We start from the raw sequence: 12,187 nt of genomic DNA, 5'->3' as shown, positions 1-12,187 counted from the left end.
AACCGCCTTTTCGCGGTCCGCCCGCGCAAAGCGGATCGTGCATGAGCAAGAACCGCCCGCATCCCGAAAAGGATGCGAGCGGTCCTGGTGTCGTCGGCACAGGCGGGGAGGAGGGGAGAGAGTGCCCGCGCCAACTAGAAGAGAAAGGTCCTTAGGCTGCCTTCATCTTCGAGCTGATGACCGATAGGCGGTTCGAGATCGGCGCGAAGCTGTCGTTCGCCATCTTGACCACGAGTTCGCTGGTCTTCGAAGTTTGCGCGGCGGCGGAGTCGAAAGCCTTTTTGCTGTTCTCGGCATAGAGCTTGAAAAACTCGGCCGGCGATTTGACGGCGGTGTAGCCCTTGAGCGCAGCCGAGGTCTCTTCAAAGCTCTTGCGGGCGAAAGCGACGCCTTCCTGGCCGAGGGTCTCGAAGTTCTTGGCCGCGATCTTGCCGGCTTCGACCAGCGCTTCGACATTGGCCTTGTTAAATTCGACGGCTTCCTCGGCAAGCTTGCTCGACTTGGTGAGCGCTTCCTTCGAGCGCTCCTGGAGCTCGGCGGTGAGCGCTTCAGCTCGGACCTTGGCGTCTTCGGCGAACTTCTTGACAGTCTCGTTCATGGTCTGGAATCCTTTTGTGGCGGCGGCGAGGGGCTCGGGCGCGGCCTTGATCTTGGGGGTAATCGTCTTCGCAGCCGGCTTTTTGGGAGCGGGCTTCACGGCGGACTTTTCCGCCTTCTTTTGGACCGGCTTGGCTTTCGCCTTCACGGTCTTGTTCTTCGGCGCCGAGGCCTTCGCGGCGCGCGGAGCTTCGGCCGCGGCCGGAGCAGCAGGAGTCGCCGGCTGGGCGGCGGGTTCCAGCGTTGCGGCTTCGAAAGCCCTTTCAGCACTGTCCATCTTGGTAGCCATGGGACAACTCCTTATGTTGCACTGCACAATATAGGAGTCGCGCAGCGAATTCAAGACAATTCTTGTGCAGTGCACAAGAATCACCCTGAAGCTTTCTCAGTGGCCGCAAAATTCGGGTAATTACCGCTGTTTGACGTAGCGGCCGGGCGCGTCCTCGATCGCCTTCTTCTGGCCCTTGCCCGGAATGCGCGCGCCTTTCGCCAGCGTTTTGAGGCTGTCCTGTGCGGCGATCCATTCGATCCAGTGCGGCCACCAGCTTCCCTTCGTCTCGGTCGCAGAGGCTAGGAAGTCATCGAGGCTCGCGGCGGCGTTATCGCTGGTCCAATATTGATATTTGCCGGCCGCCGGCGGGTTTACCACGCCGGCGATATGCCCTGAACCTGCCAGAAGAAAGGTCTTGGGTCCCGACAGATGGTCCATCAGTCGCCAGACGCTGGCGAGCGGTGCGATATGGTCCTCGCGGCCCGCCTGGATATAGGCGGGGGTGCGGATCTTCCTGAGGTCAATAGGGGTGCCGCATACCGACAGGCTGTTCGGAATGACGAGGCGATTGTCACGGTAGAGATCGACCAGATATTGCCGATGCCATTTCGCTGGAAGATTGGTGACGTCGCCGTTCCAGTAGAGAAGATCGAATGGCGGATAGTCGTTGCCGAGGAGGTAATTGTTGACGACATAATTCCAGATGAGGTCGCGCCCACGCAGCGCGTTGAAGGTCGCGGCCATATAGCGCCCGTCAAGATAGCCCTGCGCTGACAGCTGCTGGAGCAGTGCAAGATAATTGTCATCCACGAACAGCTTGAGATCACCTGCAAGCTCGAAATCGACCTGCGCGGTAAGGAAGGTCGCTGACTTGACCTTGTCGGCGTCACCTTTCGCCGCGAGCATGGCGAGGGTCGCGGCAAGAGTGGTGCCCGCGACGCAATAGCCGATCGCGTGGACGTGCGGCACCCCAAGCAGGTCACGGACCGTGTCGATCGCATCGACCTGTGCTTCTACATAGTCGTCCCACACCAGGTCCTTCATCGACGCGTCAGCCGATTTCCAGGACACCATGAACACCGAAAGCCCCTGTTCGGCGGCCCATTTGACGAAGCTTTTTTGCGGATTGAGGTCGAGAATATAGAAACGGTTGATCCACGGCGGGAATATGACGAGCGGGACCGTGAACACCTGCTTCGTCACCGGCGCGTAGTGAATGAGCTGATAAAGCTCGGTCTCGTGGATCACCTTGCCCGGTGTCGTCGCGATGGTCACGCCGACCTCGAAGGCATCGGGGTCGACATGGCTGAGCTGCCCGCGCGCGAGGTCGGCCAGCATGTGACGCAGTCCCTTTAGCAGGCTCTCGCCGCGCGTCTCGACCGCGCGCTTGATAACCTCCGGGTTGGTGATCGCAAGGTTGGTCGGCGATAGCGCCTCGGTCATCGATCTGGCCGCAAACTCCATTTTGGCACGCGCGGCCTCGTCGAGCCCCTGCATCTGCCTTGTGGTCGCGAGCAACTGGTCGGACAACAGGCCATAGGTTTGGCGGATCAGCGAAAACACGGGGTTCGCGGTCCAGTCAGGATCGGCAAAGCGTCGGTCCTTGGCGTCGTCGGCGGGCGCGGGCGGGGTGAGGCCTGGAGTGAGCGCCGCGAGCGAGGTCCAGAAGGCGGCGCCTTGTTCCCACATCCTTGCGCTTTGCTCGGCCCATAGTCGTACGCCGCCGCTGCCCAGCCAATTTGCGGGGTCGAGCAGCGGCGCGGCCGCCTTCTCCGCATCGGCCTGACCAAGCGCAAAGTCGCTCATCATCTGCTGCGCGCGCGCCATCACGCTCGTCCAGTGCTGGAGATCCTCCGCCGAGGGTAGAAAGGGGCTGCGCGTGTTGGTCGCCTCGTCTTCGCCCTTGCCGCTACCCGCATCGCTCATGTTCGTTCCCGCTGGTCAGTGCCGTCAATTTGCCTATAACAAGCCGCGGTGCGGCTGGCGAGCTTGCCGCTCGCATCCATTCAAACGCACACGAAAAGGAGTTGTTCTAGTTCCCCATGTCCGACGATGAATTCTATCGCATCAAGCGCCTGCCGCCCTATGTCATCGCCGAAGTGAATGCGATGCGAGCGGCAGCACGCGCCGCGGGCGAGGACATCATCGATCTGGGGATGGGCAACCCCGACCTGCCGCCGCCGCAGCATGTGATCGACAAGCTGTGCGAAGTGGCGCAGAAACCCAACGCACACGGCTATTCGCAGTCGAAAGGCATTCCAGGCCTCCGACGCGCGCAGGCCAATTATTATGCCCGCCGGTTCAATGTCGAACTCGACCCCGAGAGTGAGGTGGTCGTGACGATGGGGTCCAAGGAAGGGCTTGCGAGCCTCGCGACGGCGATCACCGGCCCGGGAGATGTGGTCCTCGCGCCGAACCCCAGCTATCCGATCCACACCTTCGGCTTCATCATCGCCGGGGCGACGATTCGCAGCGTTCCGACGACCCCGGATGAAAATTACTGGCGCGCGCTCGACCGCGCGATGGCCTTCACCGTCCCGCGCCCGTCGATCCTCGTGGTCAATTATCCCTCGAACCCGACCGCCGAGGCGGTCGACCTTGCATTCTACGAGCGGCTCGTCGCTTGGGCGAGGGAGAACAAGGTCTGGGTCTTGAGCGACCTTGCCTATTCGGAGCTCTACTACGATGGCAATCCGACCCCTTCCATCCTGCAGGTGCCCGGAGCGAAAGACGTCGCGATCGAATTCACCTCGATGTCGAAAACCTACTCGATGGCAGGGTGGCGCATGGGCTTCGCGGTCGGCAACAAGCGACTGATCGCGGCGATGACGCGGGTCAAATCCTATCTCGACTATGGCGCGTTCACGCCGATCCAGGCCGCAGCCTGCGCTGCGCTGAACGGCCCGCAGGACATCGTTGCCAGGAATCGCGACCTCTATCAGAAGCGTCGCGATGTCATGGTCGAAAGCTTCAGCCGGGCGGGCTGGGAAATCCCGAGCCCGCCCGCGTCGATGTTCGCTTGGGCGCCGCTGCCGCCCGCGCTCAAGGATATGGGGAGCCTCGAATTTTCAAAGCAGCTGCTGACCCATGCCAAGGTCGCGGTCGCACCGGGCGTTGGCTATGGTGAGGACGGCGAAGGCTTTGTGCGCATTGCGATGGTGGAGAATGAACAGCGCATTCGTCAGGCGGCGCGCAACATCCGCAAATTCCTGTCGATGCACGGTGTCAACACGCCGTCGGTCGCTGCGGGCGGGAACTGATCCGCGGGTGCAGGGCTTGGACGCGAGTGCGATTGCCCAGACGATCCAGTTGTCGGTCACGCCCGTATTTCTGCTGGTGGCGACCGGCAGCCTGCTCAACGTTCTCGCGGGCCGGCTGTCGCGTGTCGTAGACCGCTCGCGGGTATTGATGACCCGCTGGTCAGAGACCGAAGGCGATGAGCATGAGCGGGTGGTCGCCGAACTGCGCGCCGCCGACCGGCGGATGCGGGTCATCAATGACTCGATCCTCGCCGCAGTCGCCTGCGGCATCGTCATATGCTTGCTCGTCGCGCTTCTGTTCACGCAGGCTTTCACCGGGCTCAACCTCGGCGTCGCTGCGTCGTGGGCCTTCGCGCTCGCGATGCTGCTGCTTCTCGTGTCCCTGCTTCTCTTTCTCGTCGAGGTCCGCCTTGCCATTCGCGCGATCCAGGTTCCGATGGACCTGCTTGAGGGCGAGGACATTGGCTGGCTGCGGCGGCAGCGGCGGTAGCGCTCTTTCCTGATCCGTTCGTGTCGAGCGGCCGCTAGACACGCCTCTCGGGAAGGCTCAATTCGATGGGCCTCGCGGCTAGGCTCAATGCAAGCGGTCCCGGGATTGGCGCTACGGCGCTACGCTTGTTCGATAGGTCGGCGCCACCCGCTTGGCGCTTGCCTGTTCATAGGCATATCCTGCGGCAAGCACCGCACCATCGGACCATTTCGGTCCTATGAAGGAAAGGCCCACCGGGAGGCCCTCGACGGCGCCCATCGGCACGGTGAGGTGCGGATAGCCGGCGACCGCGGGAAGGTCGCTCACGCTCGGACCTGTATAATGGTCGCCGTTCACAAGGTCGCTGGTCCAGGCGGGACCGTTGGTCACGCCGACGAGCAGGTCGACGCCGTGATCTTTCAGCAGCCTGTCGATCCCTTGGGAACCGGCGAGCCGAGCGGCCTTTGCCTTGGCGGCAAGATAGGCGGGGCTGTCGAGGCCGCCCTTGGTCTCGGCGAGTTCGAACAGCGATTGGTCGAACCAGCGCAATTCCTCGGGGTGAGCCTTGTTGAAGGCGATCAGGTCGGCGAGCGTCTTCGGGCCGTCCGCTGAAGGCAGGCCTGCCAGATAGGCGTTCATATCGGCCTTGAGTTCGGTCATCAGCACCTCGAACTCGGCATCGCCCAGCCCCTCAATGCCGGACTGGCTGTCCTCGATCTCGACGACCGCGGCGCCAAGATCGGCAATTTGTCGAAGCGCCGCATCGAACAGCGCGACGATGTCGGCGCGCGAACCGATGCGGTCGCGCAGCACGCCGATGCGCTTGCCCCGGAGCGCGTCGGGCGAAAGCGCGGCCACGAAATCGGTCTTGTGCGCATCGGCCTCGGCCGTCGCAGGATCGGCAGGGTCGCTGCCCGCGATGATGCTGAGCATGGCGGCGGCATCGCGCACACTCAGCGTCATCGGCCCCGCCGTGTCCTGACTGCGGCTGATCGGTACGATGAAGGTGCGGCTGACGAGCCCCACCGTCGGCTTGAAGCCGACAACGCCGTTCAGCCCCGACGGACAGGTTATCGAACCGTCGGTTTCGGTCCCCACCGTCAGCGCCGCAAGGCTCGCCGCCATCGCCGCGCCGCTTCCGGCCGAGGACCCGCAAGTGTTGCGATCGAGCGCGTAAGGGTTCTTTGTCAGTCCGCCAACCGCACTCCAGCCGCTCGTCGAGCTGTCCGAGCGAATGTTTGCCCATTCCGAAAGATTGGTCTTGCCGAGGATCACGGCACCCGCCTCGCGCAGCCGAGCGACAAGCGGTGCGTCGCGGCCCGTGACATTGTCCTTGAGCGCTAGCGAGCCCGCGGTGGTGGGAACAGGCCCTGCCGCCTCGATATTATCCTTGAGCAGAACCGGGACGCCGTGGAGCGGACTGCGCACCTTCCCCGCGCTGCGCTCGGCATCGAGTCGGCGGGCCTCGGCGAGCGCGTCGGGGAAGATTGCGATCACGGCATTCAGCTTGGGTCCATGATCGTCGATCCTCAGGATGCGGTCGAGGTAGATGCTCGTGATGAGCTCGCTGTCGATCGATCCCGCGGTCATTTCGGCCTGCAACGTCGTGGCATCCTTCCCCGCGATGTCGGGTAGCGGCGGCGCCATTGCGGCGGCCGGAACATGCGGCAGGATGGCGGCAGCCGCCGTCAGTGCAGCGAGCGAGGAAAAAAATTTCATGGCGAGCAGGCTCGGACGCCGTAAGGGCAATTGCAAGCGGCAATTTTCGTGCCGGCGCCGCGGCATTGACAGGCCCGACCCAGCTCTGCTCTGTCGCCGCCGGAGACAAGAATGAACGAAAAGCCAGCCCTTGCCGCAGGGCCCGGGTCGCCCCTCGCCGACAGCTCTTCCGCGCAGACGCGGACGATGCTGTGGATTCTGCTCATTGTATATATCTTCAACTTCCTCGACCGACAGATCGTCAATATTCTCGCCGAGCCGATCAAGACCAGCCTGCGCCTCAGCGACACCCAATTGGGGCTGCTCGCAGGACCTGCATTCGCGGTTTTCTACGCGCTGCTCGGCATTCCGATCGCGCGCCACGCCGACAAGGAAGGGACGAACCGGGTTAGACTGATCGCGATCGCGCTTGCGGTCTGGTCGGCGATGACGGCGGTCTGCGGCCTCGCACAGAATTTTATCCAACTGCTTTTTGCGCGGATCGGCGTCGGTGTGGGGGAGGCGGGCTGTACACCAGCCGCGCATTCGCTGATCACCGATAGCGTTCCAGCCGAAAAGCGCTCATCGGCGATCGCCTTCTATGGACTGGGCGTCCCGGTCGGCTCGTTGCTCGGGCTCATTCTCGGCGGCGTGGTGAACGACCTCTACGGTTGGCGCATCGCGCTGATGCTGGTCGGTGCGCCGGGCCTCCTCCTCGCGCTGATCGTTCTTATTTTCATGCGCGAGCCGCGGCACCATCGCATCGCCCAGACGGTAAAGGCAGCGCCTGCGCAGCTTCCCGTCGGTGCGGCGCTGCGCGAAATCTTCAGCTCGCGTGCTTTCGTATTCATCCTGATTGCGGCCTCGGCCACGGCCTTCCTCAGCTATGGTAAGGCGCTTTGGACGATCAGCTTTTTTATCCGCAGTCATGGTCTGTCGACGACCGAGGCGGGATTGTCGATGGCCGTCGTACTCGGGCTCGCGGCGGCGCTTGGTACATGGCTTGGGGGCAAGGCGGCCGACGTCTTCGGCCGGCGTGACAAGCGGCATATATTGACGCTGCCCGCCTATGGCATGGCGATTGTCGCGCCCCTTCTGTTCCTCGGCTATGTGATGGAAGATTGGCGGGTCGCAATGGCGCTGCTGATCATTCCGAGCATCATCAACGCGGCCTATTATGGCCCCGCTTATGCCTGCGTACAGGGGCTTGTGCGACCGCAGGCGCGGGCGGTCGCCGCATCAATCATGTTGTTCGGCCAAAATCTCATCGGTCTTGGCTTTGGGCCATTTCTCTTCGGCGTATTTTCAGACGCGCTCGCGCCCACTTATGGCGAGGAGAGTGTGCGCTATGTCCTCTATGGCGCCGCGTGGCTCGGGCTCATCCCTGCTTTCTTCTTCTGGCGCGCCAGCTTGCGCCTCGCGAGCGAGCTCAAGTCGGGTTAGAAGGGCGGGCCGACGAGCGCGCGCTGCGCGCGCGCGGCGTCGATCCACCAGCAAAGATCGTCGGCAAAGCGCGGAAAGGCCTTTGCGATCCTGGCTCCGTCTTCGCCCGCCGGCGCGCCCGCCTCGTCGAAGGCGCCGCCGATCCGCGCGAGGCTGAGCGGCGTCGAAGTCACCACCATCCCCATCGCGCCCAGCGTCGTGCGCCACGCGGTCGCGGCGCGGATGCCCGCGAAGGGGCCTGCCGAATAGGAGGCAATCGCTACGGGCCGCCAGGCGAATTGCGTAAGATAATGGTCGACCAGATTCTTGAGGCCGGGCTGGAACCCGCCATTATATTCGCCCGCGACAAAGACGAAGCCGTCGGCTGCCGCAATGGTGTTGGCAAGAGCCTCCATCGCGGCCGGGGCCTCTCCTGCGGCATAATCGCTGTGGCGGCGATCGAGCATCGGCAGATTGACTGCCTTGGCATCGATCAGTTCGGCGTGATCGCCGCGCGCGGCGATGGCATGGGTGATCCAGCGCGCGAGCTTGATGCCCTGTCGGTCGCGGCGATAGCTTCCGTAGAAGACGAGGATAGAGCGGCGCATGTCCTTCAAGGTGCCACGCGGCGCGCAAAAACGGAAGCGCTTGCGCGCATGGCCCCGCACCCTAAGCTGGCGGCGACAAAGAGGGGAGGGATATCATGCGTATCTACCGCACGTCGGACGAGCGCTTTGCGGCGCTGCCGGACTGGCCTTATGCGCCGAACTACCTGGAAATTGAAGGGGGACTGCGCGTCCATTATGTGGACGAAGGGGCGCGAGGAGCGCAGCCGGTGCTGATGCTGCACGGCGAACCCACCTGGGGCTATCTCTACCGCCGCATGATCGGACCCGTCGCGGCGGCAGGCTTTCGCGCCGTGGTACCCGACCTCATCGGCTTCGGCCGTTCGGACAAACCGCTCGAGCGCACCGCCTACAGCTACGCGGCCGAGGTCGCATGGATGCGACAGTGGATCGAGAGGCTGGATCTTAAGGATATCATCCTCGCCTGTCAGGACTGGGGGTCGCTGATCGGTCTCCGGCTCGTTGCCGAAATGCCCGGGCGCTTTGCCGGCGTCGCGCTGTCGAACGGCGGCTTGCCAGAGGGCCAGCCGGCGCCGCGCGCCTTTGCAATCTGGCGCGCTTTCGCGCGCTACAGCCCGGTTTTCCCGATCGGGCGGATCGTCCATGCGGGCGCAAAAAGGCGGCTGACCCCGGAGGAGATCGCGGCCTATGACGCGCCCTTTCCGACACGTGCGTCGATGGTCGCTGCGCGCCTCTTCCCGTCCTTGGTGCCGCTCGGCGACAATATAGCCGTGCCTGATCAGAAGCGTGCGTGGGAGGCACTTGAACAATTCGAAAAGCCCTTCCTTTGCTGCTTTTCCGATGGCGATCCCATCACGCGCGGCGGCGATGCGCTGTTTGTCGAACGCGTTCCCGGCGCGCGCCTGATGGCACATCGCACGCTTCGCGGCGGACATTTTATCCAGGAGAATGACTCCGCGGGCTTTGTCGCCGCGATCCTCGACGTGGCAGCCGCGCACTAGGCGCGCAGGCCCTTTCGGGCCGGGAAGATGCGGAGCGCCGCGGCCGCGATGAGCAGCAGCACTGGCGGGTATAGCTGGGATTGACCGCCGCGCGGCTGCCATAGCTGACCATGAAGGTCAGCCCGATGTACCAGACCCCGGCCTTGTGCAGCCGGTGCCAGTACTTCGCACCCAGCCTTCGCACGGCGCCGTCGAACGAGGTCGCGGCGATCAGGGCGATGAAGACATAGGCGAGTCCTCCGCCGATGTGGGTCGAGACCGGGGGCGGCGTCTCGCCGGCATGGACGCCGAACAGCCAGAGGATGGCGGTTCAGGCGCTTCAGGGGCCGCTGATTGATACGCCGCTATCGAATGACGGAGACTTTCACGCCAGCGGCGTCCGCGATCGTCCGCCACCTCTTGTCCGCCGTGAGCGCAGGCAGCCCGTCGCGCAGCGCAAGCGCCAGGCAGAATCTGTCGCTCAGGGACAAGCCTGCCTCGGCGGTCACGGCCCTCAGCCTTCCGGCGATGGTTGCAAGGGCATGGTCCGCTTCGACGATGGTCATCGGCAAGGGGTGCAGCATGGCGTCCACTTCGTTTGCCGGCATCCCCGCATGGATGAAATGACTCACCACCTCGGCATAGTTGACCGACGTCATCGGCGATGCGGCGATCGCATCGGCCACCTTTCCGGCTCCTGCTTCTTCCTTCAGCAATGCCAGTAGCGCCGAAGCATCGAGGACCGCTTCGCTCATTCGCCGGAGTCCTCGCGGCGGCCGGCGAGAAACGCATCAACCGACGTCTCGGGTCTTCCGGCGGTGTATTTCTTCGCGAGCGCTCGCGCATGCGCGATCGACTGGGCAACGGTCCGCAGGATGACGCCGTCGGGCGTCTCTTCGACGAGCAGCGAACCGCCGCTGGCAAGCCCAAGGCGCTTGCGGATGTCGGCGGGCAGGCTCATCCGACCGTTTGGGGTGATCGTGACCTGAACTGTCATCGTGTACCTCTTAATTCCTTCGCTCCGTGACCTCGCTGTTCGCAGCGCTCGACATCGCCACCGGCGCCGGGATCGGCAAGTGCTACAAACGCCACCGAGCAACCGAGTTCCTCGACTTCCTCAAGCGGATCGACGCCCAGATGCCGGAGGGGCTGGACGTGCATCTCGTGATGGATAATTATGCCACCCACAAGAGGCCGAAGATCAAGGCCTGGCTCGCGTGCCGTCCGCACTGGCATGTTCACTTCACACCGACTTCGGCGTCCTGGATCAACCAGGTCGAACGCTGGTTGCAGAGCTGAGGCGCAAGCAGTTGCAACGCGGCCGTTCACCGATCCACCGCAGAGCTCGAAGCCGATATCGCCGCCTTCATTGCGGCTCACAACGAAAACCCAAAATCCTACAAATGGGTCAAATCCGCCGACGAAATCTTCGCCTCCGTCAAACGATTCTCTCAAAAGACAATGAACCGAACTTCGGATTCAGGTGACTAGTCGCTGAACGGGTCGCGGATCAGGATCGTGTCCTCGCGCTCGGGGCTGGTCGAGACGAGCGCGATTGGGGTCTCGATCAACTCCTGAACGCGCTGGATATATTTGATCGCCTGTGCCGGAAGGTCCGCATAGCTGCGCGCGCCCGCCGTCGACTCGCTCCAGCCATCCATTTCCTCGTAGATCGGCTCGACCGCGGCCTGGTCAGCCGCGTGGCTCGGGAAATAGTCTAGAATCTTGCCCCGAAGGCGGTAGCCGGTGCAGATACGCACCTTTTCGAACCCGTCGAGCACGTCGAGTTTGGTGAGGGCGATACCCGTGACGCCTGACACTGCGCAGCTTTGCCGGACGAGCACCGCGTCGAACCAGCCGCAGCGGCGCTTGCGCCCTGTGACGGTACCGAATTCATGACCGCGCTCGCCCAGTCGCTGGCCGGTCTCATCTTCGAGCTCGGTCGGGAAGGGGCCGCTGCCGACGCGCGTTGTATAGGCTTTGGCGATGCCGAGAACGAAGCCGACCGCCGAGGGGCCAAGCCCCGAACCCGCCGCGGCGGTGCCGCTCACCGTGTTTGAGCTGGTGACAAAGGGATAGGTGCCATGATCGATGTCGAGCAGCACGCCCTGTGCACCCTCGAAGAGGATGCGTGCACCGGCCTTGCGCACCTTTTTCAGTCGCTTCCACACAGGCTGCGCATATTCGAGGACATAGTCGGCGATTTCGGCTAGGTCGGTCTTCAGCCTCTCGCGATCAATCGGCGGCTCGCCAAAACCGGCGCGCAGGGCATCATGATGTGCCGTCAGGCGGTCGATCTGGGGTTCAAGATGGTCAAGATGCGCAAGGTCGCAGACGCGAATCGCGCGGCGCCCCACCTTGTCCTCATAGGCGGGACCGATGCCGCGGCCGGTCGTGCCGATCTTGCCCGCGCCGGCCGCGGTTTCGCGCAGCGCGTCGAGGTCACGGTGAAACGGCAGGATGAGCGCGCAATTGTCAGCGATGGCAAAATTGTCGGGATGGATCTCCACTCCCTGGCCGCGCAGCTTGGTGATCTCGTCGCGCAGTGCCCAGGGGTCGAGGACAACGCCATTGCCGATGATCGACAGCGTGCCGGTCACGATACCCGAGGGAAGCAGCGACAGCTTGTAGGTCTCGTTGCCGACGACGAGCGTATGCCCGGCGTTATGGCCGCCCTGAAAGCGGACGACTGCGTCGGCACGACTCGCGAGCCAGTCGACGATCTTGCCCTTGCCCTCGTCGCCCCATTGCGACCCGATGACGGTAACATTTGCCATGATGCTGTCCTGCTGTCTGCGGGCTCCAAGGCCCGCGCGGCTTTAGCCGATTCCTTCGTGGAGGCAAGGGTCGCGGAGGGGGGAATATGCGGCGATCGCAGGTTCCGCACTTTCGGGCGAAGCGGA

11 protein-coding genes and 1 pseudogene are annotated in these 12,187 nt (G+C 63.6%); 5 read left to right on the top strand and 7 right to left on the bottom strand.

Annotation, left to right across the window (positions count from 1 at the left end; genetic code table 11):
• Positions 1-151: 151 nt before the first annotated feature.
• Positions 152-886, bottom strand: coding sequence for a phasin family protein (locus B5X69_RS04220; protein WP_079637459.1), 735 nt, complete (start codon positions 884-886; stop codon positions 152-154).
• 120 nt (positions 887-1,006) lie between these two features.
• On the bottom strand, positions 1,007-2,794 hold the full coding sequence (locus tag B5X69_RS04215; RefSeq protein WP_079637458.1) for a PHA/PHB synthase family protein: 1,788 nt from the start codon (positions 2,792-2,794) through the stop codon (positions 1,007-1,009).
• Between the two features lie 116 nt (positions 2,795-2,910).
• Between B5X69_RS04215 and B5X69_RS04210 the strand changes: the two genes are divergently transcribed.
• Positions 2,911-4,128, top strand: a complete 1,218-nt coding sequence (locus tag B5X69_RS04210; protein ID WP_079637457.1) for an LL-diaminopimelate aminotransferase — start codon at positions 2,911-2,913, stop codon at positions 4,126-4,128.
• A 7-nt stretch (positions 4,129-4,135) separates the two neighbouring features.
• Positions 4,136-4,618 carry a DUF2721 domain-containing protein gene (locus B5X69_RS04205; protein WP_245798580.1) on the top strand — a complete coding sequence of 161 codons (483 nt, stop codon included), beginning with the start codon at positions 4,136-4,138 and terminating at the stop codon, positions 4,616-4,618.
• A gap of 111 nt (positions 4,619-4,729) precedes the next feature.
• Here B5X69_RS04205 and B5X69_RS04200 read toward each other — a convergent pair whose 3' ends face one another.
• Complete coding sequence (locus tag B5X69_RS04200; protein WP_079637455.1) at positions 4,730-6,316, bottom strand: amidase; 1,587 nt, start codon at positions 6,314-6,316, stop codon at positions 4,730-4,732.
• A 111-nt stretch (positions 6,317-6,427) separates the two neighbouring features.
• On the opposite strand from B5X69_RS04200, the gene B5X69_RS04195 reads away from it, so the two are divergent.
• Positions 6,428-7,738 carry a spinster family MFS transporter gene (locus B5X69_RS04195; RefSeq protein WP_079637454.1) on the top strand — a complete coding sequence of 437 codons (1,311 nt, stop codon included), beginning with the start codon at positions 6,428-6,430 and terminating at the stop codon, positions 7,736-7,738.
• On the opposite strand, the gene B5X69_RS04190 is transcribed toward B5X69_RS04195, so the two are convergent.
• Entirely contained in the window at positions 7,735-8,325 is a 591-nt protein-coding gene (locus B5X69_RS04190) for an NADPH-dependent FMN reductase (RefSeq protein ID WP_079637603.1), read from the bottom strand. The genes B5X69_RS04195 and B5X69_RS04190 overlap by 4 nt on opposite strands.
• 95 nt (positions 8,326-8,420) lie before the next feature.
• Between B5X69_RS04190 and B5X69_RS04185 the strand changes: the two genes are divergently transcribed.
• Complete coding sequence (locus B5X69_RS04185) at positions 8,421-9,305, top strand: haloalkane dehalogenase (RefSeq protein WP_079637453.1); 885 nt, start codon at positions 8,421-8,423, stop codon at positions 9,303-9,305.
• Between the two features lie 344 nt (positions 9,306-9,649).
• On the opposite strand, the gene B5X69_RS04180 is transcribed toward B5X69_RS04185, so the two are convergent.
• Together B5X69_RS04180 and B5X69_RS04175 are read right to left on the bottom strand one after the other, a co-directional pair.
• On the bottom strand, positions 9,650-10,039 hold the full coding sequence (locus B5X69_RS04180) for a type II toxin-antitoxin system VapC family toxin (protein ID WP_079637452.1): 390 nt from the start codon (positions 10,037-10,039) through the stop codon (positions 9,650-9,652).
• On the bottom strand, positions 10,036-10,281 hold the full coding sequence (locus tag B5X69_RS04175) for an AbrB/MazE/SpoVT family DNA-binding domain-containing protein (RefSeq protein ID WP_079637451.1): 246 nt from the start codon (positions 10,279-10,281) through the stop codon (positions 10,036-10,038). Before B5X69_RS04175 ends, B5X69_RS04180 begins: the two co-directional genes overlap by 4 nt.
• 29 nt (positions 10,282-10,310) lie before the next feature.
• Between B5X69_RS04175 and B5X69_RS04170 the strand changes: the two are divergent.
• Positions 10,311-10,775 (top strand): annotated as a pseudogene (locus tag B5X69_RS04170) (IS630 family transposase); the annotation flags it as partial.
• Here B5X69_RS04170 and B5X69_RS04165 read toward each other — a convergent pair.
• The gene (locus B5X69_RS04165; protein ID WP_079637450.1) at positions 10,772-12,061 is read right to left on the bottom strand and encodes an adenylosuccinate synthase; all 1,290 of its coding nucleotides are present in this window, start codon (positions 12,059-12,061) and stop codon (positions 10,772-10,774) included. The pseudogene B5X69_RS04170 and the gene B5X69_RS04165 sit on opposite strands and share 4 nt — an antisense overlap.
• Between the last annotated feature and the right edge of the window lie 126 nt (positions 12,062-12,187).

Source organism: Sphingopyxis flava, assembly GCF_900168005.1.
Taxonomy (GTDB): domain Bacteria; phylum Pseudomonadota; class Alphaproteobacteria; order Sphingomonadales; family Sphingomonadaceae; genus Sphingopyxis; species Sphingopyxis flava.
Note: the sequence above shows the minus strand (reverse complement) of the source record. Positions and strands in the feature narration are given on the sequence as shown.

Bases quoted from the DNA above. Each gene is read 5' to 3' on its own strand.
- B5X69_RS04185 (WP_079637453.1), top strand. From the start codon at position 8,421: ATGCGTATCTACCGCACGTCGGACGAGCGCTTTGCGGCGCTGCCGGAC.
- B5X69_RS04180 (WP_079637452.1), bottom strand. From the start codon at position 10,039: ATGAGCGAAGCGGTCCTCGATGCTTCGGCGCTACTGGCATTGCTGAAG.
- B5X69_RS04200 (WP_079637455.1), bottom strand. From the start codon at position 6,316: ATGAAATTTTTTTCCTCGCTCGCTGCACTGACGGCGGCTGCCGCCATC.
- B5X69_RS04190 (WP_079637603.1), bottom strand. From the start codon at position 8,325: ATGCGCCGCTCTATCCTCGTCTTCTACGGAAGCTATCGCCGCGACCGA.
- B5X69_RS04195 (WP_079637454.1), top strand. From the start codon at position 6,428: ATGAACGAAAAGCCAGCCCTTGCCGCAGGGCCCGGGTCGCCCCTCGCC.
- B5X69_RS04210 (WP_079637457.1), top strand. From the start codon at position 2,911: ATGTCCGACGATGAATTCTATCGCATCAAGCGCCTGCCGCCCTATGTC.
- B5X69_RS04175 (WP_079637451.1), bottom strand. From the start codon at position 10,281: ATGACAGTTCAGGTCACGATCACCCCAAACGGTCGGATGAGCCTGCCC.
- B5X69_RS04165 (WP_079637450.1), bottom strand. From the start codon at position 12,061: ATGGCAAATGTTACCGTCATCGGGTCGCAATGGGGCGACGAGGGCAAG.
- B5X69_RS04220 (WP_079637459.1), bottom strand. From the start codon at position 886: ATGGCTACCAAGATGGACAGTGCTGAAAGGGCTTTCGAAGCCGCAACG.
- B5X69_RS04215 (WP_079637458.1), bottom strand. From the start codon at position 2,794: ATGAGCGATGCGGGTAGCGGCAAGGGCGAAGACGAGGCGACCAACACG.